General features: G+C 36.3%; 13 protein-coding genes. 2 read left to right on the top strand and 11 right to left on the bottom strand.

Translation table 11 applies throughout. The features are described 5' to 3' along the window. The first annotated feature begins 101 nt into the window (after nucleotides 1–101). Nucleotides 102–1,313, top strand: a complete 1,212-nt coding sequence (locus AO58_RS0110325) for a M24 family metallopeptidase (RefSeq protein WP_024981636.1) — start codon at nucleotides 102–104, stop codon at nucleotides 1,311–1,313. Nucleotides 1,314–1,412: 99 nt separating this feature from the next. Here AO58_RS0110325 and AO58_RS17625 read toward each other — a convergent pair whose 3' ends face one another. From AO58_RS17625 to AO58_RS0110285, 8 genes are all read right to left on the bottom strand, one after another. Beyond that, complete coding sequence (locus tag AO58_RS17625; RefSeq protein ID WP_024981635.1) at nucleotides 1,413–5,267, bottom strand: M43 family zinc metalloprotease; 3,855 nt, start codon at nucleotides 5,265–5,267, stop codon at nucleotides 1,413–1,415. Between the two features lie 270 nt (nucleotides 5,268–5,537). Beyond that, entirely contained in the window at nucleotides 5,538–6,995 is a 1,458-nt protein-coding gene (locus AO58_RS0110315) for a SusD/RagB family nutrient-binding outer membrane lipoprotein (RefSeq protein ID WP_024981634.1), read from the bottom strand. 11 nt (nucleotides 6,996–7,006) lie between these two features. Continuing rightward, entirely contained in the window at nucleotides 7,007–10,201 is a 3,195-nt protein-coding gene (locus AO58_RS0110310) for a SusC/RagA family TonB-linked outer membrane protein (RefSeq protein WP_024981633.1), read from the bottom strand. 380 nt (nucleotides 10,202–10,581) lie between these two features. Then, complete coding sequence (locus AO58_RS0110305) at nucleotides 10,582–11,877, bottom strand: aminopeptidase P family protein (RefSeq protein ID WP_024981632.1); 1,296 nt, start codon at nucleotides 11,875–11,877, stop codon at nucleotides 10,582–10,584. A gap of 4 nt (nucleotides 11,878–11,881) precedes the next feature. After that, complete coding sequence (locus AO58_RS0110300; protein WP_024981631.1) at nucleotides 11,882–13,117, bottom strand: NAD(P)/FAD-dependent oxidoreductase; 1,236 nt, start codon at nucleotides 13,115–13,117, stop codon at nucleotides 11,882–11,884. A 78-nt stretch (nucleotides 13,118–13,195) separates the two neighbouring features. Then, nucleotides 13,196–14,206, bottom strand: a complete 1,011-nt coding sequence (locus tag AO58_RS0110295; RefSeq protein WP_024981630.1) for a 4-hydroxyproline epimerase — start codon at nucleotides 14,204–14,206, stop codon at nucleotides 13,196–13,198. Nucleotides 14,207–14,209: 3 nt separating this feature from the next. After that, on the bottom strand, nucleotides 14,210–15,793 hold the full coding sequence (locus AO58_RS0110290; RefSeq protein ID WP_024981629.1) for an aldehyde dehydrogenase (NADP(+)): 1,584 nt from the start codon (nucleotides 15,791–15,793) through the stop codon (nucleotides 14,210–14,212). 98 nt (nucleotides 15,794–15,891) lie between these two features. Next, the gene (locus AO58_RS0110285) at nucleotides 15,892–16,812 is read right to left on the bottom strand and encodes a dihydrodipicolinate synthase family protein (RefSeq protein ID WP_024981628.1); all 921 of its coding nucleotides are present in this window, start codon (nucleotides 16,810–16,812) and stop codon (nucleotides 15,892–15,894) included. A gap of 164 nt (nucleotides 16,813–16,976) precedes the next feature. Here AO58_RS0110285 and AO58_RS0110280 point away from each other — a divergent pair, with 164 nt between their 5' ends. Then, nucleotides 16,977–17,828 (top strand): AraC family transcriptional regulator, encoded by an 852-nt coding sequence (locus AO58_RS0110280; RefSeq protein ID WP_024981627.1) that lies wholly within the window; start codon nucleotides 16,977–16,979, stop codon nucleotides 17,826–17,828. Nucleotides 17,829–18,226: 398 nt separating this feature from the next. Here AO58_RS0110280 and AO58_RS0110275 read toward each other — a convergent pair whose 3' ends face one another. The 3 genes from AO58_RS0110275 to AO58_RS0110265 form a co-directional block, all read right to left on the bottom strand. Continuing rightward, the gene (locus tag AO58_RS0110275; RefSeq protein WP_244530704.1) at nucleotides 18,227–20,266 is read right to left on the bottom strand and encodes a kojibiose hydrolase; all 2,040 of its coding nucleotides are present in this window, start codon (nucleotides 20,264–20,266) and stop codon (nucleotides 18,227–18,229) included. A gap of 72 nt (nucleotides 20,267–20,338) precedes the next feature. Further along, nucleotides 20,339–22,465, bottom strand: coding sequence for a glycoside hydrolase family 97 protein (locus AO58_RS0110270; protein WP_024981625.1), 2,127 nt, complete (start codon nucleotides 22,463–22,465; stop codon nucleotides 20,339–20,341). A 253-nt stretch (nucleotides 22,466–22,718) separates the two neighbouring features. Further along, nucleotides 22,719–24,218 (bottom strand): SusD/RagB family nutrient-binding outer membrane lipoprotein, encoded by a 1,500-nt coding sequence (locus AO58_RS0110265; RefSeq protein ID WP_024981624.1) that lies wholly within the window; start codon nucleotides 24,216–24,218, stop codon nucleotides 22,719–22,721. Between the last annotated feature and the right edge of the window lies 1 nt (nucleotide 24,219).

The raw sequence follows: 24,219 nt of genomic DNA, 5'->3' as shown, positions 1-24,219 counted from the left end.
TTACCTCAGTCGGAATAACACTTTAGTACATAAATTCAAAAATCTTCTCAGGAAGATTGTATGAGTAGAAGATCATCGAATCAATTTAAAATAAAATAAAAATGACAATTGGAATAGGAGGCTCAACCGCTGCCATTGAGTTAGAAAAAATTAAGGATATGACCCTGGGTGTAAAACCAATTCAGCCAGAAGAATATGTAGAGCGATTAAAAAAGGCAACAGCTTTAATACAAGAAAGTAAGATCAAAGCCTTGTATATTAATGCAGGAACCAATCTTTATTATTTCACGGGTACCCAATGGAATCCATCTGAAAGAATGGTTGGAGCTTTATTGTATGATGATGGAAAGCTAGATTATATCGTACCTAAATTTGAAGAAGGCACTTTTATGAAGTACATGCAATTAAACGCAACAATTAATTGCTGGGAAGAACATGAATCTCCTTATGTTTTAATGGGAGAATTGCTAAAGAATAAAAATATTCTAAACGGAGAGATTGCGATTGATGAATCTGCTCCCTATTTTTTGGTAGATGGTGTCGCAAAAGCAAATCAGTTATATACGTTTGTAAATGGGCTTCCAATTAGCTCGGGTTGCCGTATGCAAAAATCAGTAAATGAAATCGCCATTATTCAAAAGGCCAAAGAAATTACAATGGTTGTTCAACGCGCAGCTGCAAAAATACTCAGACCCGGAATAACCGTTGCCGAAGTAACCTCATTTATACAGGAAGCACATATAAAAGCGGGTGTTGCTTCAGGTTCTTATTTTTGTATTGTTTTATTTGGGGATGACACCCAATACCCGCATGGTGTTTCAGTTCCTCAGGATTTAAAAGAAAACGAAGCGGTAATTATTGATACTGGTTGTAGACTAGAAGGTTATCTTTCTGACATTACGAGATCTTATACCTATGGAATACCATCCGAAGAGTATAAAAGAATTTGGAATCTTGAACAAGCCACTCAGTTTGCCGCTTTTGAAGCAGCGAAAATAGGAGCTACTTGTGGATCTGTTGATGATGCTGCTAGAAAAACACTAGCAAAAGCAGGTTTGAGTGCTGATTATGAACTACCCGGATTACCCCACAGAGTAGGACACGGCACGGGACTCGATATTCATGAGTATCCGTATTTGGTAAGAGGAAGCGAAATTGAACTTCGCGAAGGAATGGTTGTGAGTAATGAACCTATGATTTGTATTCCGGGGAAATTTGGTATTCGTCATGAGGATCATTTTTATATGACTGCCAATGGACCTAAATGGTTTACTACGCCAATGCAAAGTGTTGAAAATCCTTTTGGATATTGATATAGCATTAGAATTAATCCGTATCAATTCCTTTTATTAAATGATAAAACCGCTGAAAAGATTCTTCCAGCGGTTTTTTTTTAGGGATGCATTATTCTCTTATTTTATAAAAAGTTTTTTACTTTGTCTAAAAGTACCATCTGTAAGAATTACATGATAAAGTCCCATTGGTAAATTTTTGAAAGTATAAGTTGATGTATTGCGAACGGTATCGATTAGGTCTCCGCTATTGTTGTAGATTGTAATCACAGCATTTGCAACATTAACATTTTCAAAAGTAAAATTCACCAATGCTGTTGCTGGATTTGGATACATTGTAAATGATTTTTTACCTGTAAGGATATCATCGGCTTCAGGTCCAGCAAGTGCAGCTGTAAGGTTGATATCTAGATAATTACTCCAGTCGCTAGTTCCAGATGCGTTTACAGCTCTTACTCTAAATCTATAAGCGGTTTCAGTACCTTGTTTTGGAATCCATAAATAATAGGTGTTTGATGTGCCAGCTGTTGCCCACCCAGTTGCGGCTTTAAACAATTGAACTTCGTAACTTGTTGCATTGGCAACCTCTTTCCAAGAAGCATAAAATCCTGAGGAGTAAATTCCTGAATTGCCAATATTTGTTGGCGTTGCTAAAGTAACTGGATTTGGATTTGCGTTTCCAAAAGTTACGGTATAGTCTTCAACTTCACCATCGCCTATATTTCCACAAGCTGAGGCTGGATTTGCATTGTATTTCATAACAATACGCATTCTGGTTGTTCCCGTTGCATTCGCTACGGTAAAATTTGAGGAGACAGATCCACTAGAAGAAAGTCCGTTGATTACTTTTTCAGATGCTTCAAAAGTGCTGTTTTTGTTGTAATCAATCCAAATTCCCCATGATTGAGTATAACTAGAACTTGAGAATCCGGGAGTTAAGCTTACTGCTACATTTGCATTAGGTGTTAGTGTTATGTTTTTAGAAGTATAATTTCCATAACCAGTAGCATCAGCTCCAGAAGCATTGGTAAAAGTTCCGATGACAACATTTTTAATATGTTCATAAGAATTTGCTCCTTGCGCCGTACAATAAGCCGAAGTTGCAGTAAAAACAGCTGTTGCCACATTCGAATAGTCAGAAGAAACTGCGTTGGCAATGGCTTTTACTCTGTAAGTATAAGTGTTTCCAGCTGTTAATCCTGTGTTGGTAAAAGTAACTACATTGGCTCCTAAAGTTGCAATACTGCTGTAAACTCCATCTGCAGCAGCTCTTTCCACGGTATATCCGGTTTCATTAGTTGCATTGTCTGTCCATGTTAAAACAGCTTGAAGGTTAGCCGAATTTGCAGTGACTACTAAATTTGTTGGAGCCGCAACAGTTGTTCCGCTAGTTGCACCGGCAATAATTGCTTGATTAGGCTTTGTATTATAGGCAAATTCTAAGACAGAATATCCGTCTCCGTTGGCAGTTACTTTTACTTTAAACCAACCGTAACAAGTTCTGCCTCTGCTTGTATATTCAAAACCTACGTAAGCTGTTTGATTATCCCAAGCCGTGTAAGTTGGTGTACGCAAATCCAACTGATTAGGATAAGCTCCTGGTGCTGTAAAATTACTGCTAGCCCCAATTGAAGTTCCAGCTGCTATTTTGCTAATATTTCTTGTTCCGTTTTCTGTTACTAGCCGCTTGCCGTAGGTTTCAATTTTTAGAGCGTTAGCAGCATATTGCCAAGCACCATATTCTGTATTGTCACCAATAGCTAAATCAAAATATTGCCAAGTAGTTGCTGGCGATGCGGTATAATCAGGATTGTTTACATAAAAGATTCCGTATGGTGCATCAAAATTTATTGTTATCGTTTTTGCTGGATTATCTAGTGTTGCAATCCCACCTGTTATAGCAGCATCTTTAAAAGTTATAATTACTGTGGCATTGTTAGCTGGTAAATGAGAACTGGCTTTTCCTGTAAAAGTAAGTGCTACATTTGAACTATTTTGAAGCGTTAGAACAGCAGTTAAACCCGCAGGCACGCCAGTAATGGTGTAATCTGTATTTGGAGTAAATGTCCCGCTGCTTTTTGTAAAAGTGCCGTTATTGGTTGATAATGAAATTACTGAATTTGAAGTGACACTTCCATCATTGGCATCAGATTCATACAAGATATTGTTAGAAACTACTACAGCAGTTTTTGGAGACATTCCCGTATAAATAGGAGCTCCAGGTTGCGTGTTGTAAGCATACTCGGTAATACTAAAACTATCTCCATTTGCGTTAACCATTACTTTAAACCAGCCATAACAAGTAAGTCCATCAATAAGAAAATCAAAACCTACATAACCAGTTTTTCCATCCCAATTGGTATAAGATGCAGTACGTAAATCTAACTGATTTGGAAATGCTCCCGGAGCAGTAAAATTGCTTGAAGCATTTACTGGTGAGTTTATAGGAAGTAAGGAGATGTTTCTTGTTCCTGTTTCACAAACCAATTTTTTAGCGTAGGTTTCTATTTTTAAAGCATTCGCCGCATATCGCCAAGAACCAAAAGCGGGGTCATCTCCTTTTTCTATTTTAAAAGCTTTCCAAGTTGTCGTTGCGGAAGCTGTCGCGTCTGGCATATCTACAAAATAAATTCCGTAAGGATCAACAAATTTAAAATCAAAATTTAAACTCGTACAAGTGAGATTAGTAGTTCCTCCAGTAAAAGCTGCAGGCAAAAATGTAATGGTTCCTTTTGTATTGTTGGTTGTGAGGTGGCTTGTTGCTTTTCCTGTTAAGGTAATGGTTAACTGAGCATTTGAATTAACAGTCAGCACAGGAGTAATCCCAACCGGAAAAGTATGGCTGAAGTGTGTGCCAGAAACCATTGTTCCAGAAGTGAGTGCGAATGTTTTGTCGGTTAAAGTTACAATAGATGAGGTATCAAAAGCGCCATCATTTGAAACAGCTTCTTTGAAAAAACTAGAATTTACGGCCAGTAATCCTCCTGTTGTGTTTACGCCTGTAGCAATTAAATTAGCTGCTTGCCAAAGTGATTTTCTTGCAGGATGTTCAAGTGCCGCTAGCATTCGGTCAATTTGTCCTTGTGTGTACATTTTGTAACAACCCTGAGCACCATTGTATCCCATGTAATTTTCGTTGTTTACTCTATCACCGTTACAGTTGGTTCCTTGCGTACAGGCCAAAGTATGTTTTCCATCTTCGAAGGGAGTATCATCTACTTCGTCAGTACCAGTACAGCCTCCTTCAAAAGTGTGTATTAAATTCATGAAATGACCGAATTCATGAGTAAGTGTAGCTGAGAATTCTTTACTATAGGAGTTATCATATAAATATGCTCCATTAAAAACAACTCTGGCCGTATTGCTAGCGGTCATTCCTGAATCAGGATACCAAGCAACGCCAGAGTTGTTTAAAGTGCCATCAGCATATAAGTCGTTTTGAATGTAAACATTCATGTATTTTGTATTGTCCCAAGCATCGGCTGCAATTTGATCATCGTAACCGCCACCATTTCCGTAGCCATTTTTGGCAGGATGAAACACAACCCCTGAGGTACATCCGCCATTCTGATCGATTTTAGCCAATTTAAATTCTACTTTTAAAGTTCCTCTTCGAGCTTGAAAAAAGGGATCAACAGTTTGATAATCGGCATTCCGACCGTTAAAATCATCATTAAGTTGTTGAAGGTGGTTGACAATTTTTTGATAAGTGATGGTTTTCCCACTTTGAAGGTCGCCATAAATATGAAATACAACTGGAATAATATACGAGGTTTCGATAGCTTTTCCAGTTTTTAATTTTCTTGAGGCACTGAAGTTTTTACTAAATACATCAAAATCTTTCTTTTCTTTTAAAGCATGGGGATTTGCTTTATATATTTTTTCGTTCTCTTCGGTCGTCCGACAGGGAAGCCCCTGGGCACTCGCTTTTAAGACAAAGACGAATGCCAAAAATAAAAATAACTTTGTTTTCATAATTTTAGGTATTTGTTAGTTAAAACCAAAGGTATTTTTATATTGAATTAAAATATTGCACTATTTTACTCTATATTGATAGTAAGTTATCTTAAAATTAACTTTATAATTACATTATTTTCTTTTATTTTGATAATATTTTAATTTTTATACAAGTATTTATTATTTCAAAAACCAAAGAATACAATACTTTTCTTCTTTTAACAAAAAAAAGACAGACACCTTAAGAGTATCTGCCTAAATTCAATGAGCTATTAAAATGTTTACGGATTAAAATTTATCCCAAAATAATTTTGTTGTCATTTTATCACCACCAATTGCTGTTGCTGCAGCATTGTAATTGGCTTTGTTTAAAGTAGCATCAAATAATGAGTAAATATTTCTAACTGGAACTTTTCCTTCAGCCTCAGATACTGCAGTTACTGGAGCAACCAGAACTGGATAATCTAATCTTCTGTACTCTGTCCAACCTTCAAAACCACGGTTGTAATAAGCAATCCAAAGCTGATAAGCAATTTTTTGCTTGTTTGTCCCAGAGGCAGTTGCAAAAGCAACATCCGTCCTAGCCAAATAGGCTTCCGCATCTACACTTGAAACTCCCCAATAACTCATACTGGAACGAATACCTCCTTCATAATATCGAGCTGCTGTACCACCTACATTAAAACCTCTGTTAGCTGCATCTGCGAGTAAAAAACTGGTCTCTGAACAATCAAAGATTACCCCTGGATTTGTTCTATCTCTTAATTTCAATCCTATATTCGAAAAGTTTTTATAGGTAACCTGCTGCGCATAAGGCGCTCCTTTGTATTGGCCAGCAATTTTTGAAGCCGGATTAAAAAAGATATCACGTCTTGGATCTGATTTTCCGTTTAATTCATTAACAAAAAACTCTGTTGGCATAATCTGACTTTCATTAACTAAACTATTATATAATGGATTCTCATCTACCGTTGTTTTGTAATATTGAAATAAAGCATTATCACCGTTGTTAGCAATGATTCCTGAACTGAAAGCAGATTCAACTATTGCTTTTGCCTTAGCAGGATCAACATCAGCAAGATGCATTCCTAATTTTAGCTTCACACTATTGGCTAATTTTTTCCATTGCACTACATTTCCTTTATAGATCAGATCAGCCGATCCGAAACTAGCATAATTACCATCCATATTTGCAATGGCAGCATCCAAACGATTAGACAGATCCAGATAAACCGTCTTGGCATCATCATATTTTGGAGTCGGGTAATTTGCTATATCCAAAGCCTGCGAATAAACAATATCCCCAAAAAGATCCACTAATGTCTGGTAAGCCATTACAATCTGAACTTCCAAGACTGCTATTCTGTTTTTCTTTACAGCCGTTTCAACTGGCCCAAGCGCTTGTTCGTCAGTTATTTTCTTTTTTGCAATCACAAGATCTTCTAAAACATCTCTGTAAAGTATCACAGAGTGAGAGTTACCTAAATTTCGTCTAACCTGATTATAATTTACTTCATCTGTGTAAGTTGAAGTAGTCCAGTATTGAGCATAACCTCTGAAATTATTGTCATTAACCGATGCATTGGTCAAGAAATAGGCATAATTTACCTGAGAACTAGTCATTAAACTTCCCGGAAGAACGGTAGTATATGCTTTTGTGTTTTCGTTTAACTTGTCGATATCTTCACAGGAAACCACAGAAATTAATAATGTTGCGGCAAGGAGTATGGTTTTAAATTTTTTCATTTTATTTGTTTTTAGAATTGAACTTTGATGTTAAAGTTGTACTCTTTTGTTGTAGGCAATACTCCTGTCTGAAAACCCTGAAGATTACCTGATGATGATCCTGCTTCTGGATCAGCATATGGAAGGTTTTTACTAATAATCCACAAGTTACTTCCGTTTAATGTAAAAATCATACTGTTGATAAATGTGTTAGCTAAAAGTTTTGACGGAAATTTATAACTCAAACCTACTTCGCGCAGTTTTACATAGGACGCATCATACACATAAGCTTCTTGAGGCATTGAGTTGTACGTATTATAATCTGCAGGAATCACCTTAGTATTGCGTGTACCATCAGCTATTACTCCATCAAGAATAATTCCACCACCATCTGCAACTGAATTTCTTACCGGATTGCCTAAATGGTTTATTCCTACAGTGCTTTGATAAATACCTGTGGTTTTACCATATTGCTGGTCCAAAGAGTAAACATCACCTCCTTTTTTGATGTCAATTAAAAAATTAAACGATAAATCTTTGTAACGAAGAATGTTATTAATACCACCTGTCCAGTCCGGATTTACATCTCCAATTGTTGCTCCAGCTACCACTTCGTATCTTCCGTTACTTTTCACAACTCTTTCGCCTTCTAAATACTTATAACCTCTTCCAATAAGCTGACCAATTGGTTTTCCAACTTCGGCAATATACCCTACACCCTGAAATGACCCAATAGAAAGTCTCTCAGCACCATTAAGATCGATTACCTTATTTTTATTTGTTGCCCAGTTAATTTTGGCTTCCCATGAAAAATCTTGTGTTTTAATCGGAATAACACTTAAAACAACCTCGAATCCTTTGTTCTCTACATTTCCACCATTGATCCATGATCTGCTATAACCTGTTTGCACAGGAGTTTCGATTGATAAAATCTGGTTAGTAGTATTGCTTTTATAGTATGAGAAATCTAATCCTACTCTATTTTTTAGAAATTTAAGCTCAATACCCCCTTCTAAACCTCTTGTAAGTTCACTCTTTAAGTTCGAATTACTTTTGTTGTTTTCATTAGAAAAACGAATTCCATCAGGTCCAAAATTGCTGTTTTTAGCAAAAGTAGATTCGATTACCGCAAATTCTGCATCATTACCTGTTTCAGCATAATTTAAGCGTAGTTTACCAAATGACAGCCAATCGGCTTTTAGGTCATTGCTAAAAATGTAAGTTCCGGTAATTGACGGATAAGTATAGGTATTATTCTTTTTAGGAAGAGTAGAAGACTGATCTACTCTGTAAGAACCTTCAAGGAAAATCTTTTCTTTGTAATTCAAAGTCGCATTAGCATAAACACTGTTTGTACCTATAGTTTCAACATATTCCGAAGGATAGTTTATAGGTGATATCGTATTACTCAACATATATTTACCTGGCACGATTAAACCGCCATTTGTAACTGAATAGACTATGCTTTTATCAGAACGCCTAGTGTTCCCTCCAAGCAATCCGTAGAATTTTAAGTCTTCTGTAATATCGGTTTTAAAGTTCAGCATTATATCAAGATTGATTTCTCTGAATGTTTTATCATATCTTGAATATTGTCCTAACATATTGCCTGCTCTTTTTGAACCGACAGCGATTCGTTCTTCCTGTAATTGATTATAGTAATCTACTGATCCTTTTCCTATAATATTTAACCAGCTTGCTACATCTGTACTTAAAGCAAAATTTCCAAAGAAACGATCTCTGTTCAAAGAGTTGTAATTGTTGTAACGCTGAAAATATGGATTGTCATGAAACTGAACTGTTAAGTCTGTTGGTCCGCCAACGCTCCATGTAGTGTTCTTCTTGGTTAAATTATAAGCATCTTCCAAATCCTGAAAATCCGCACTCATACTATACCATTGTCTTATACTGCTCAGGTAGTTGTTTCCACCATCACCATATCCGGTTTCATTCATTCCTTTTGCGTATGCTTTCAGAAAATTTGCAGAAGCTGACACTTTTGTTTTTGGACTAAGTTTGTAACTGGCAGAAAAATTAAAATTATCTTTTTTGTTGTTGCTATTAGGAAGAATTCCCTGTTCCTGATTGTAATTGGTATAGCCTAATCTAAAATCTCCATTTTCATTTGATCCTGAAAAAGTAATATTACTGATGTACGTAAGGCTTTTTTGGTAGAAGCTGTTTGGATTCTTTTTTACTGGAGTCCAAGGTGTTGCAACACCGTATGAAGGCAATTCTGGATAGAATGAATTCCAGTTGTAAACCAGTATGTTGGGGTCGTATTTTGGTCCCCATGAAGCATCATCTGTAGCAGCATAAGGATACTCTCCGCTGCCTAAATTTACCGTGCCATAAAAATCGCCATAACCGCTTCCGTATTCATTTTGATATTGAGGTAAGGTATTTTTATCCACAACCCCAACACTTATGCCACTTGTAAAAGTAATACCTAGTCCGCCTTTAGATTTACTTCCTTTTTTAAGAGTAACCAAAATTACACCGTTTGCAGCTCTAGATCCATAAAGAGCAGATGCAGCTGCACCTTTCAAAACATTGATAGATTCGATATCATCCGGATTTATATCTGATGCGGCATTTCCGTAATCATATCCTCCAGTGTTACCACCGCTTTTTTGATCTGCTGTATTAGTATTGTCATTATTTAATGGCACTCCATCTACCACCCATAATGCCTGGTTGTTTCCCGTTAAAGATGACGATCCGCGTATGATCACATTCGTAGATCCTCCAATGTTATTATTTCTTCTAATATTAACACCCGCCACTTTACCTGAAATTGAGTTTGCGACATTCCCAGTATTCACCTTGGTTAGGTCCTCGCCTTTTACTTCTTGAGTAGCATAACCCAGAGATTTTTTCTCCCTTTTAAGACCTAATGCGGTTACAACAATTTCCTGAAGTGCAGTTGATCCAGCCGACATTTTAAGATGAAGTTTAGTAGAAGTAGCAGTCACTTCCTGAGGCTTCATACCTATATAACTAAGGATCAATAATTGATTAGGAGCTACGTTAATAGAGAAAGCTCCGCTAAAATCTGTTTGTGTTCCTGTTTTGGATCCTTTGATTAACACACTCACACCGGGCAACGGGATTCCTGCGTCGTCGGTAACAATTCCTGTAACTATTCTTTCCTGAGCAAAGATTAGTTGTGCTGCAAATACAAAAAAGAGTATTGCAAATTTTCTAAAATAAAGGTTAATTCTCATATTTTGGTTTTATGATTAAGAACTGCAAATATTTTGCATTTATATCCTTATTTATGCCAATATGTTATCATAAAATCAGATTATATTATCTTGTTTTGAATATTATTTATCATAGAAATTTAAATTTACAAGTATTTATTTGTCTTTATGATTTGTAGAATCGTAGAGCTTACTACTCCATGTGAAGAAGTAAATATAAATTGAGGTGTGAAAATGAAACAAAACTAACCTACTCTAAATCATGTTTTTGAATAAAAAAAAGTATTCCAATTTTATGACTTTGAATCTCTCTTTTTTAGATTTCTTACATAAAAAAAACAGCTACAAAAAATACTCTTGTAGCTGTTCGTTTTGATGATGAAATAAATCTTTATTCCAAGCTATTTATGCTGAATCCATTTTTCGATATCTTCTATCTTTATAGGTAGTGCTTCTGAAAGGTTTCTATTACCCTCTTCTGTAATGAGATAATCATTTTCCAGTCGGCAACCAATTCCTTCTTCGGGTATGTAAATTCCAGGTTCGCAGGTAAGAACCATTCCTTTTTCAAAAGTACGGGAATACAATCCTACATCGTGAACATCAAGTCCTAAATGATGGGCTGTACCATGCATAAAATATTTTTTATAGGCAGGAGCATCTGGATCCTGATGGGCAATTTCTTCAGGGGTCAATAGTTTTAATTTTAATAATTCCTGTTCGATAAGTCCAGCCATTTGTTTTTCGTAATCACTATGTCGTACACCAGGACGCAGCCACTTTGAACCTTCCTTTAAACAATGCAAAACAGACGCATATACTTCTCGCTGACGTTTAGAAAATCTGCCGCTTACAGGAACGCACCTTGTGGTGTCGGAATTGTAATTAGCGTAACAAACTCCAAAATCAACTAAAATCATTTCATTTTCCTTACAAATCGCGTCATTGCTGTTGTAATGTAAGGCACAAGCGTTTTTACCGGATGCTATAATTGGTCTGAAGGCATGACGTGAAGCTCCATTTTTTACAATTTCATAGATCAGTTCCGCTTCTAATTCAAACTCTTTTATGTTAGGTTTTACAGCTTTCAAAAGTCTTTCAAAACCTTTTACGCTTATGGCTATTGCTTTTTCTATCAAGGAAACTTCTTCCTCAGATTTTATCGGTCTTAAATCGCGTGTTATTTTGGCTGCTCTGTCGTATTTATGCAACGGATATTTCTCTTTACACCATTGAATCATTCGATCCTGACGCGTTATCATTTCATTGGTAACTCTTTTAATATGTTCGTTATGACCTAAGTAAAAGGTATCGGCTTCAAAAGCAAAAAGCTGTACTGTTTTTTCAAATTCGTGAGTCCATTTTATGTTTTTTATTCCCGAAATTGCTCTGGCTTCTTCTTTGGTTAAGAAATCTCCATCCCAAAGTTTTGTATGCGCATTTACTTCTTTGATAAATAATGTAATCTGATTTTCTTCTTTATAGGCATCTGGAAAAAGCACCAAAATGGTTTCATCTTGATTAATTCCTGACAAATAGAATAGATCATTATTCTGGGCAAATCCCATTATATCATCTGCATTATTAGGCATTACATCATTAGAAACTAAAATAGCTAGGCTGTTTGCATCCATTTTTGCCGAAAAACGTTTTCTATTTTCTATGAATAAAGAAGAAGGTATGGATTCGTATCTCATAAAGTTAAAATTGAAACATTTCGGTATTGACAGTGGTGGTTTTTTCGGCAATAATTTCTGAAACTAGCTTGCCCGTTGCTGGAGCTAAACTTAATCCCATCATGCCGTGTCCGGTTGCCAAAGTTAAGTTTTTTATTTTTTTGTCTCTGGCAATAATTGGCATTCCAGAGGGAGTGCAGGGTCTAAATCCAAACCAAGTTTCTTTTTCACTTGGCCTTTCTATTTTTAGGTCTGGATAAAAACTGTTAATGCTATTTACGATTCCTTGTACTCTGTTGGCGTTAATTTGAGTGTCGTTTGTATGGGTTATTTCCATGGTTCCTCCAAAACGAATATCGGTACTCATTGGAGTAACGGCTACTTTTCCTTCGCATAGAATGGAAGGAATAGTAGGTTTTTGTTTAACATCTTGTAGTGTGAAACTATAGCCTTTTCCGGGTAAAATTGAAATCGAGCAGTTTAGTTTTTTTGCTATAGCAGGACTCCATGATCCGGTTGCTAAGACTACTTCGTCAGTTTTGAAAGCCCCCGCATCGGTAATTATTTCGGTAATAAACTGACCATGTTTGACAAAATCCTGCACCAAAGTACGACTATGAATTTTTACCTTTAATCTGTTTAATTCTGCTTTGATAAATTCCATGAATTTTTGAGGATACAAATGCGCATCACTTTTATAATGCACACCGCCAATTACGTCAGCACGTGTTCCAGTTTCGAGTCTGGCAACTTCATCTTTTGACAAAAAATCGACTTCTAAACCAAATGATTCCGCTAGTTTTCCTTCGTGATGAATTTCTTCGGCAGTTTTGTCGGTTTTATAGAGCATTAAAAGTCCTTTCTTCTCATAAAAGAAAGAATTATTTTCCTTAACAAAATCCTGATACAATTCTTTGCTAAAAAGCGATAAGTTGCATAGTGCTGGCATAGCTTTTTCTACATGTTGCTTGTTGGCATGTTTGTAAAATTGCAAGCCCCATTGTACCAAATCAGCACTTAGTCTAGGTTTAATGTAAAATGGACTTTGACTGTCAAACATCCATTTTATTCCTTGTGCCATCATGCCGGGCTGAGCCAAAGGGATAATATGAGACGGAACGACCATTCCTGCATTGCCATAAGAACAGCCATCTGTCATATCTGATTTGTCGAAAACGGCTACTTCATAACCTTCTTTTGCCAAATAATATGCTGAACATAGTCCTATTATTCCTCCACCAATAATACTTACTTTTTTCATTATACTTATAAATTTTAAAATCACTGGCAAGAGTAAATTCCGTAAAAACAAGTGATTTATTTTGAGCTTCTGTTTTTGTTATATTACCTGAAAACCAAAGGCGTAAGGATCGTCATCTTCATCAATAATGATAGTGTTGTAGCCATATACTTTTGCCCAACCCTGAATGCTTGGCACAATGGCTTTGATGTTTCCGATAGTGGTTTCTTCTTCAACTTTCCCTATAAATTTGCTTCCAATAAAACTTTCGTGAATAAAATCTTCACCTTTTTTTAGTTTCCCTTTTGCATGTAGTTGCGCTAGTCGGGCAGAGGTTCCTGTTCCGCAAGGCGAGCGGTCAATCGCTTTGTCTCCATAAAAAACAGCATTTCGTCCAGATGATGCAGGGTCAAGCGGATCTCCTGTCCAAAGCATGTGACTCACATCTCTAATGGTGCTGTTTTCGGGGTGAATGAACATATCAGGATATTTTGCATTAATACGTTTGCGAACTTCTTGACTGTACTGAATAATTTTGGAAGCTGTAAAGTTTTGTATTCCCGAAAAGTTAGTTTGTGGGTCAACAATCGCATAATAATTTCCGCCATAAGCCACATCAAAAGTTATTTCTCCCAATTCGGGACATTCAACAGTAAGTCCTTCTGCTGCAAGATATGATTTGACATTAGTTAAACGAACCCAATCTACTTTTTTTCCTGTTTGTTGATATGCAATTTGAACCAGACCTGCGGGAGCTTCCATTCGTATTTTCCCAAGCACTTTTGGTTGTATGAGTCCTTCCTCAATAGCTATGGTTATGGTTCCAATAGTTCCATGACCGCACATAGGCAAGCAGCCTGAGGTTTCGATGAATAAAATACCAAAATCATTTTCAGGATCACTTGGCGGATAAAGAATACTACCACTCATCATATCGTGCCCTCTGGGTTCGAACATTAAGCCTTTACGAATCCAGTCATATTCTTTCAGAAAATGTTGGCGTTTTTCGCTCATATTGTTACCAACCAAATTGGGTCCTCCACCGGCCACCACCCTCACAGGATTACCACAAGTGTGTGCATCGACACAAAAAAAAGTTTTTCTTGGCATAAATTATATAGGTTTGTTAGTTAGTATATCATTAACGGTTCGATTAATGTTCAAAGGGTTTTTATTTTGAAGTGCTTCTGGTAATAACTCATCAGGCCAGTTTTGATAGCTAAATGGTCTTACCCAACGTTTTACTGCATGGATGCCAACAGCGGTAAATCTAGCATCGGATGAAGAAGGATAAGGACCACCATGCAGCATCGAAGCGCAAACCTCAACGCCTGTTGGAACTCCATTAAAGATAAGTCTTCCTACTCTGTTTTGTAAAGCATTAACCACTACATTATATTTTGAAATTTCATCCGTCTCGGCAAGTATAGTACCGGTAAGTTGTCCGTCTAATTTATCAATAATTGTGGTAATTTCTTCACTGTTTTCACACTGAACGACAATAGAAAAAGGACCGAATACTTCGTGACTAAGTGCTTTATTTTTTAAAAAAGTTTTACCTTCAACGCTTAGTATGGTTTGTGGTGCAAAGTTAGGAGCAGTTTCTCCCTTATACTCAGCAATCGTTGTCACACCGCTTTGAGCTCTTATTTTTTCTTTTCCTATGTTAAAGTCAGATTTAATCGATGGATGTAGCATACAAGAAGGGACTATTTTTTCGATTTCTTGAGTTAAATCATTTAAAAAAGCGTCTAGATGTTTTCCTTTTATGGCTAATAGCAATCCAGGATTAGTACAAAATTGTCCCGTTCCTAACGTGATTGAACTTGCATAAGCTGTTGCCCATTTTTTACCATTTTTTTCGATCGCTTCAGGCAGGATAACCACCGGATTAATACTTCCCATTTCGGCAAAAACCGGAATAGGCTCTGGACGCTGCGAGGCAAGATCAAATAAAGCACGTCCACCCGTAATACTTCCTGTAAATCCAACCGCTTTCACAAGCGGATGTTTTACCAAAGTAGCTCCAAGAGTTACACCGCCACCAATTAAATTGGAAAAAACACCTTCGGGCATGTTCTGTTTTTTGGCAGCATTTATTATAGCTGAGGCTACCATTTCACCAGTTCCAATGTGCATCGAATGGCTTTTTACAATCACAGGGCATCCAGCAGCCAAAGCTGATGCAGTATCTCCTCCCGCTGTAGAAAAAGCAAAAGGAAAGTTACTGGAACCAAAAACGACTACAGGCCCTAAAGGAACCAGCATTTTTCTCAAATCTTCTTTTGGGAGCGGTGATCGGTCAGGGATGGCGGTATCTATTGTGGCTTCGACCCAACTTCCTTCTAAAAGCATGTTGGCAAATGCGCGTAATTGAAGAACAGTACGACCTCTTTCTGATTCTGCACGGCCTCTTAAGAAACCAGATTCAGTACAGTAAATTTCCAATAAAGAATCGCCTAAAGCTAAAATTTCATCAGCAATACCATTTAAAAAAGCCGCTTTTCGTTCAGCAGGAAAGTCTTTATATGTTTTGAACGCGTTGTGAGCTAAATGGACTGCTTGTTCAATTTCTTCTGCTGAGGCTTCGGTAAATGTCCAGGGATTTTCGATATTCAATTGCGGATTAATAGTTCTGTAGGTTGTAGTCCCACTGGCCAAAAGTTGGCTTCCCACATAATTTTTTCCTGTAATCATTTTTTATATTTTAGAATTAGAGCTTACGAATTTTAAATGACTGTTTTGGTTGATGGATTATTGCTTGAATCCGCCAAAGCAAATTGATTATTGAGGGTTTAAAGTACTATCGATTTATAATCGGGTAGCGTTGGTCTAGTGCGAAGTCCTTCTGTAATAATAGCCAGAACTCTTTCTCTTTCTGCTCCTTGAAGCGGAAGCCTTGGAGCTCTTACATATTCGGTTCCTAAATTGGTTGCTGTTTCTGCCAATTTTATATTTTGTACTAACAATGAATTAATATCTAATTCTAAAAGCGGAAGGAACCATCTGTAAATAGCTAATGCTTCTTGAGTTCTTCCTGCTTTTGCTAGTTTATAGATTGCTACAGTTTCAGCAGGGAAAGCATCTACTAAGCCTGATACCCATCCGTCAGATCCCATAAAAAGGCTTTCTAAGGCTAGCGTATCAACACCTGATAATATTTTTAATCGGTCGTTGAAACGATTGATGATACGGGTTACATTAGAAATATCTCTTGTTGATTCTTTTACTGCTTGTATGTTATCGAATTTCAAAATTTCTTCAAACATATCTAAGGTTACTTCAATTTTATAATCGATTGGATTGTTATAGATCATAATAGGAAGTGAAGTGTTTTTGGCTACTTCAGAAAAATAAGTAACGGTTTCATGGCTTGTGGCATTGTAACGCATAGGAGGTAAAATCATTAGTCCTTTTGCTCCATTTTGCTCAGCTTCGTTAGCTGCCAGAATTGCGGCTCTTGTAGTCTGTTCGGCTATATTCATAATTACCGGAACTTGACCGTTAACCATTTTGACGGTTTGCTGAATTAATTCTTTTTTTTCCTCATGTAACAATGTGCTTGCTTCACCAAGTGTTCCTCCTAATATTATTCCTGAAACCCCAGCTTCTAACTGCGCATTTATGTTTACTTCAAACATATTGAAGTCTAATTTGTCATCGGCAGTAAACTTTGTAGTTACTGCTGGCATAACGCCTTTCCATTGAATACTCATAATTACTAATTTAATTTTTTCAAAAGTATTTATAACCCATTGATATGTAATTCGTGATATTATCACAAAAAGATACTATATTATCCTGTTTAGTCTTAATTACTAAAATAATCATGTAATATTTGTATATTTTTTTATATTTATAGCATATAATTGTGCAAATCATGAAAGTATTTCCATTTAAAATTCCAAAAACCAAAGAAGATTCCTTAATCTATCAGGAAGATATTGAGTTTGTATTTTATGATAAACTGCATCAACATGAAGAAATACAAATTAGTTATATCGAAAATGGTGAAGGAACCATTTTTGTAGGCGATACGATTACTCCTTACCAAAAAGGAGATATTATAGTAATAGGAAGTAATTTACCTCATGTATTTAGAAGTGAACGAAATACGGTTGAAATATCTGTTATGTTTACGCTTTTCTTTACGCCAAATTCGTTTGGTAAAGATTTTTTTTCATTGGCCGCTTTGAAAGAAATTCAACCTTTTTGGGAAAGCAGTAAAAATGGGTTTGTAGTGAATAATCCCTCCAAAAAGGTTATTAAATCATTTAAGAAAATAAAATCGGCTAATGAATTTAATCGCTTTATTCTTTTTCTTGAAATCATTAAAAAGCTATCTAAGGAAAAAAAGACCTTACTTTCAAGTTATATTTACGATAAAAAAATTACAGATAACGAAGGCAAAAGGATGCAGACCGTTTTTGAATATGTGATGACAAATTTTCAAAAGAATATTACACTCGATGAAATTGCAGCACTGTCCAATATGACTAAGAATGCCTTTTGTAAATATTTTAAAATTAGAACCAATAAGACTTTTTTTCAGTTTCTGATAGAAATTCGAATAGAAAGAGGCGCCAAACTCTTGTCTAAGTCACAAGAGCTTTCGGTTTTGGAAGTATCAGAATTATGTGGTTTTAATAATATTTCAAATTTCAATAGAAAATTTAAGGAGATAAAAGGAATGTCTCCTTTGGTTTACAGAAAATCTCAGAAACTGAAATGAAAATAGCGTTACTCGTTGTATTATCAAATTTTCACTTCCCTTTACCTAAGCTGATTAAATGCGTTATTGCTTTTCAACCGAAGGTAAATTGCTTCTACTTCTCTATCCCCTACCCTCACTCACTTGCTCTGCACCATCAATAAACAACATTTTATTGCAAGGTAAAACAGTTATATAATTTCATTATTTACAACGAGGCAGGCTCCCAAAAGTGTTCTTATATGAATAAAATAGTTGTAAAGGCTTTAGCCAAAATTAGCGGCTTTTATTTGACTAAAGCCAATACAATCCATCCCCTTAAATCCAGCTAAAGCCAATTGAAAGCAAGACAAGCTTCAGCTTAAGCAAAGTTGGGTAGTTAAGTTTGAATTTTAGACGATGAAGGGTAAGCATCAACTTTATTTTATTAGAATCGTTTTATTATCAGTACCAATACCAATTATTTTTAAAGATTTCCATTGTTTTGGTAGTAAACCTTTGTTGAATTTCAAACCCGAATCTGTTTGTTCAACGCCTCCAAATCCATAAATTACAGCCTGTAACATCGCCCCTGCTCCTGTTGCAAAATAAGGATTATTACTATTAGGCGACTCTGAAAACACGCCAAAGGGTGGGCGACTATTAGGTAAATACGATTTCACAAAATACTCGTACGCCTTCTCTCTATCGCCTAAACGAGAATACAGCACCGAAAATACACCATAAGTCATTGCAGGCCCATCTTTTTCGTCAATTCTTGTAGCATAATAATCCAAATCGGCTTTGATTTGATTTTTATCATTTACAACATGTAATGGATAGGCTAACAAGTTCACATCAGCCTGTTTAGTCAGTTGTCCTTTGTATCCTTTGTAATTTTGAGTAATTCCGTTTTCATTATGAATGATAAGTTTATTGGCAACATCAACCCAAGTTGGATTTATGGGTTCATTCAGAATACTAGCCGCTTTTATAGTATTTTTGAGCGCTTCGATGGCCGCGGCATTGGTGAACGCATTGTCGTCAACATTTAGAGCATATTCATCTGCTCCCACCACGTTCAAAATAGAATAACTTCCATCTTGATTTTTAGCTACTCGACTCACCCAAAAATCGGCAGTTTCTTTTAATACATTCCACTCTTTTCTTAACCAATTCTGATCTTGGGTTAAGGCAAAATAATTCCAAAAAGCGATAGCTACATCAGCCGTTATGTGTTGTTCAAAAATACCCATTGTGGCACTAGTTGGCGTTGCTTCCTCCCCAGTATCATCTGACTCCCAAGGATACATAGCGCCCTGATACCCATAAATAAACGCTTTTAATTTTGCTTTTTGCAATCGATCAGAACGATAGTCTAAACACGATTTTGCCATTTCGGGTTGTAAGGCTAAAAGGGTTGGATACATCCAAAGCTCAGTATCCCAAAAAATATGCCCGTTATATCCTTGAGACGATAATCCCATGGGCGAAATACTTTGTCTGCTTCCTTCTCTGATAAAAGAATACAGATTATACAAAGCAAATCGAACCCTTTGTTGTGCCTCTAAATCTCCTTCAATTTGAATATCGCCTGTTTCCCAAAGTCTAGCCCAAGCTTTTTTGTGTTTACTGAGCAAATTATCGATACCTTCTAAATAGGCAAAGATGGCTTGGCGTTCGGCTTCATTTGCGGGATCTGAAATATCCTTAGAATTACAAATACCACCTGCAATTACAAAGCGGTATTTTTTCCCTTTGCTTAATTTTTTGGTAAAACCAACCTCAGCGCCCTTTTGCGAAATCGCCTCAGCTGCACCATCGAAAAGGAAGGTAGTTGAAGCCGAGATATTCCATTTCCCTGTGTTGGTTTGGGCTGTAGTTTTGAAAAGAGGGATTTGATAATCCTTTTTCTTCATTATTCTAAACTCACTTTTGGTGATTTTTAATTCATCGGGAACGTTCATATAATTGAATGCTCCAATTTCAATATCTTGCAAAGGCAGAATTTCTACCACTACCATTCCTGAGTAAGGCAATACTCGATTCGCCAAAATCGTGTGCTTTATTTCTGCTAAATCTTTAAATTGAAACGAAGCGGTGCTGGTTCCTTCTTTCATAGCCACCTGTTGACTCCAGTGATCAATGTTTGAACCATCAATTACTTCATTATTGATAGACAGATGCACATTTAGAAATTCAATACCTCTTACTATTTTACTAATTCCATTTTTAGGATTGGGTTCATAGACGCCATTTAGGATGATATCTTTTGTTTTCAAAGGAGTGGCATCAGTCACAATTCCAATCTTTCCATTAGCCATAGCTACTCCAAAATAATTTTCTCTCGATGTCGCCTTCAAATTCCATTCATCTCCTTTTATTTGTGAAAAAACAATGCCATTCACAAACAATACTACTGCTATAAATTTTATTTTCATACCTCTATTCATGATTTGATTTATTGTAAACTTATTCATTTTTTTATCATTACTTTATTAATCTATCTTAAAAATTAGTTACATTTTCAAAACTCTAAAGCATTCAAAAAGTTATTTTTCAATTTCTATTATACTTATTGCATACCCTCCTCCTGCTGTGCTTAACTGAGAAAGTTTAGATGTATTTGTCACTGTTATTTTTCGAACCGTGTAAGCTTGCGGATTTGTTTTATAATGCGCTTCTTTTCCATCGGCATAAATGGTTGCGGTATATTTTTTTCCTTTTTCTAAAAAAGAAAAATTTAGGGTTGAAATTCTAGGCTCATAGCCGTTTACATTCCCAACAAACCAGTTATTTGTTCCTTTTGCTTTTCGGGCAACGGTCACGTATTGGCCAGGTTCGGCTTCCAGATAATGGCTTTCACTCCAATCCACTGCAACATCTTTAATAAACTGAAAAGCATCTGAAAATCTATTGTAATTTTCGGGTACATCGGCAGCCATTTGCAACGGACTATAAAGTGTTACATACAATGCCAGTTGATTGGCAATCGTACAGTTTGCATGTGATTTATTACGGGGATTCATTTTGCTGATGTCCATTTCGAAAATACCAGGCGTATAATCCATCGGGCCACCAAGTAAACGCGTAAACGGAAGAATGGTCACATGATTAGGATTTGACCCTCCGAAAGCCTCACATTCCCCACCCCTAGCCGATTCGTTTCCGATTAAATTAGGATAAGTTCTACAAATACCTGTGGGTCTAACCGCCTCATGTGCGTTAAGCATGATTTTATATTCGGCGGCTTTTTCTATGGCATATTGATAATGATTTACAATCCATTGGCTGTAATGATTTTCTCCTCTAGGAAGAATAGAACCGACATAACCACTTTTTACCGCATCATACCCGTTTTCTTTCATGAACTGATAGGCTTTGTCCATATGACGCTCATAGTTACGAACAGAGCCTGAGGTTTCGTGATGCATCATCATTTTTACATTTTTCGATTTTGCATAGTCTCGAATAGCTTTTACATCAAAATCGGGATAGGGCGTTACAAAATCAAAAACATAATCCTTGGAACGACCCAGCCAATCTTCCCAGCCTTCATTCCATCCTTCAACAAGCACAGCATCAAATCCGTGGGTTGCCGCAAAATCGATATATTTTTTTACATTTTCTGTTGTAGCGCCATGCCTTCCGTTTGGTTTAACTTTTGTATAATCCGTAACGCCTAATTGCACCGCTGGCACTTCATCAGTATACCTCCAAGTGCTTTTACCCGTAATCATTTCCCACCAAACACCAACATATTTGATAGGTTTGATCCATGAAGTATCTTCTATTTTGCAGGGTTCATTCAAATTCAAAGTCATCTTCGAAGCCAAAATTTCTCTGGCATCATCACTCACAATAATGGTACGCCAAGGCGAGTTTGCAGGAGCTTGCATGTATCCTTTATCTCCCTTTGCATCTGGCGTTAACCAAGATTCGAATATCATATTTTTATCATCCAAATTCAGATGCATACATGAATAATTAATCAATGCTGCTTCATGTAGGTTGAGATACAAACCTTCCTTTGTTTTTAACATAAGAGACGTTTGAACCCCTGTAAGAGAAAAAGGAGGCTGAGCTAAATTTCTGTTTTTTGCTTTTAGAAAAAGAGACCTAATTTCGGACAATTTGGAAGTTGTATAATCATATTCCTGCGTGTCATAATCTCCTGGCATCCAAAAAACGGTATGATCACCTGTCATGGCAAATTGTGTTCGCTCTTCTTTTATCACAAAATAAATTAGATTTTTTTGAGATGGAAATTCATAGCGAAATGCCAGTCCATCATCAAACAATCGAAACTTAATGATCAATTGCCTGTCGGTTTCTTTTTGAAGCAAAGTTACTGCTAACTCATTGTAGTGATTGCGAATTGAAGACTGTTCTCCCCAAACCGGTTTCCAAGTTTCGTCAAACGTAGACGTTTTGACGTCTAGCGTAGTAAAATCATCCAATAATGATTTCTTACTATTTTTATCTTCTTTGAGTTCGAGCCCTAATGTACTGGGCTTGACTACTATTTTTCCTTTATAAATTAAATGATAAGTTGGAGTTCCATCCTTTTGTAAAGCAAACTCCATGATGAAATTTCCATTAGGAGATTTCAACTGTTGCGCATGATAGCTTTGCATTCCTAAAAGAAAAAACAAAGCAGTTAAAAATATGTTTTTCATACTGTAAAAATGAAATTAGTACTATTAAAATTGAATCGTTTTACAACATATTATTTATGTTCTTGATTTGGGAAACTAACAATAAATCGTTGAACTAAACTGTAATAACTAGCTTGAAAAAAGAATAACCCCAATTACTTAAGCAAATGGGGTTATTTCAAACAAAACATAAACTTTTTTAGAAAGCTCTATAATTAAGTAGGTTTTGAATGTTTACTAATCAAGGTTATTCAACATCTAAAAACTAACTGAATTAAAATTTATCCCAAAATAGTTTAGTGTTCATCAAATCGCCTCCAATGGCACTTGCTGCTTTTTTGTAATTAGTTTCATTTTTAGTTTGTTCAGCACCAGGATAAAGGTAGCGCACTGGAACAGTAAGAATTCCTCTATTTACGGCTGCTGCTGGAGATTTTAAAATAGGATAATCTAAACGTCTGTAGGATGTCCATGCTTCAAATCCTCTGTTGTAAAGCGCAAACCAAGCTTGGATACCAATTTTTTCTTTATACGTTGCACCACTTTGAGAGTTGTTGTAGGCTACTTTAGGACTAGACAAATAAGTGGTGATTGCCGCGTTTGTAACACCCCAATCTAACATTGAAGCCGTAATACCTGCTTCATAATACGTTTTAGCTTTAGCAGTACCTCCTGGAATTAAGTTTTTCTCTGCCGCTTCGGCTAGCAAAAACTGTAGTTCTGAATAATCAAATAAAGTACCCGGAAACACTGGGTTGTTTAATGTTGCAGTTATATGAGAATACGTTGAAAAAACATTGGCTTCCCCATAAGTACCTCCAATAAAAGTTCTTCCTGCTGGCAAAACTGGCGCTGGAGCAGTTGCATTAACAAAGTATTTTGTCATCCTTGGGTCACCTCCAGGAACGATAGCATCCATGGCAGCAACAAAAGTTTCGGCTGGAATAAAATCATTTCTATTGCTCGTTACTAAGGTCGCAAATAATGGATTTTGGTTTCCTGTTGTTGTCAAATAAGTCAACTTTGTATTATCAGCATTACTCGCTAATGGACCAGCTGCAAGAGCTGTCTGAATAGTAGTAGCGGCAAAAGCAGGATCTACATCTGAAATATTTACTGCTAATTTGATGAGTAATGAGTTCGCAAACTTGGCCCATTTTGCGGTACTCGCAGCGTTTCCTCCATAGATAATATCTGCACTACCAAAATTAGGATTAGCCGAATTTGCTTTTAAAATCTTTGCATCTTCTGTTAACCTTGAGATGAGATCCATATAAATTGTTTTGGCATCATCATACGCTGGCAGAGGGTACTTTTTGATATCCAAAGCTTGAGAATAAGGAACATTACCAAAGGTATCTACCAACATGCTATAACAATAAACTTCTAATAGGTCAATAAGAGCAAGCTTATTTTGTTTAATGGCAATATCAGAAGCAGCCGTTGAAGTTGGAGTATTTTGAATCAAAGTTTTGGCTTCTAAAAGATCTCTAAGTACATCTCTGTAAAACACCGTAAAACGCGCATCTGGAATATCTGGAATAACATATTGACTGGTAGATGGAATAGTGGTTGATGCCCACTGTTGTGAAAACAATCTAAAAACTTGAGCAGTCGTAACTATTTGATCCACTAAAGCTTTTTGAGCACCGGTAAATAAATATTCAGGTTGTGTAGTAGTGGATTTTTTGGGATCAGTATTCATGTCCGTAATATCCGAACTACATGAAAAAGTGACACTTAAAATAGTTATTAATAAAAATATTTTTTTCATG

It is taken from the genome of Flavobacterium succinicans LMG 10402, assembly GCF_000611675.1.
Taxonomy (GTDB): Bacteria; Bacteroidota; Bacteroidia; order Flavobacteriales; family Flavobacteriaceae; genus Flavobacterium; species Flavobacterium succinicans.
This window is presented reverse-complemented; position numbering and strand designations above follow the sequence as displayed.

Excerpts from the sequence above, each read along its gene's own strand:
- AO58_RS0110280 (WP_024981627.1), top strand. The coding sequence starts at position 16,977 with ATGAAAGTATTTCCATTTAAAATTCCAAAAACCAAAGAAGATTCCTTA.
- AO58_RS0110290 (WP_024981629.1), bottom strand. The coding sequence starts at position 15,793 with ATGATTACAGGAAAAAATTATGTGGGAAGCCAACTTTTGGCCAGTGGG.
- AO58_RS0110265 (WP_024981624.1), bottom strand. The coding sequence starts at position 24,218 with ATGAAAAAAATATTTTTATTAATAACTATTTTAAGTGTCACTTTTTCA.
- AO58_RS0110325 (WP_024981636.1), top strand. The coding sequence starts at position 102 with ATGACAATTGGAATAGGAGGCTCAACCGCTGCCATTGAGTTAGAAAAA.
- AO58_RS0110285 (WP_024981628.1), bottom strand. The coding sequence starts at position 16,812 with ATGAGTATTCAATGGAAAGGCGTTATGCCAGCAGTAACTACAAAGTTT.
- AO58_RS0110305 (WP_024981632.1), bottom strand. The coding sequence starts at position 11,877 with ATGAGATACGAATCCATACCTTCTTCTTTATTCATAGAAAATAGAAAA.
- AO58_RS0110270 (WP_024981625.1), bottom strand. The coding sequence starts at position 22,465 with ATGAAAAACATATTTTTAACTGCTTTGTTTTTTCTTTTAGGAATGCAA.
- AO58_RS0110300 (WP_024981631.1), bottom strand. The coding sequence starts at position 13,117 with ATGAAAAAAGTAAGTATTATTGGTGGAGGAATAATAGGACTATGTTCA.
- AO58_RS0110315 (WP_024981634.1), bottom strand. The coding sequence starts at position 6,995 with ATGAAAAAATTTAAAACCATACTCCTTGCCGCAACATTATTAATTTCT.
- AO58_RS0110275 (WP_244530704.1), bottom strand. The coding sequence starts at position 20,266 with ATGAATAAGTTTACAATAAATCAAATCATGAATAGAGGTATGAAAATA.
- AO58_RS0110310 (WP_024981633.1), bottom strand. The coding sequence starts at position 10,201 with ATGAGAATTAACCTTTATTTTAGAAAATTTGCAATACTCTTTTTTGTA.
- AO58_RS17625 (WP_024981635.1), bottom strand. The coding sequence starts at position 5,267 with ATGAAAACAAAGTTATTTTTATTTTTGGCATTCGTCTTTGTCTTAAAA.
- AO58_RS0110295 (WP_024981630.1), bottom strand. The coding sequence starts at position 14,206 with ATGCCAAGAAAAACTTTTTTTTGTGTCGATGCACACACTTGTGGTAAT.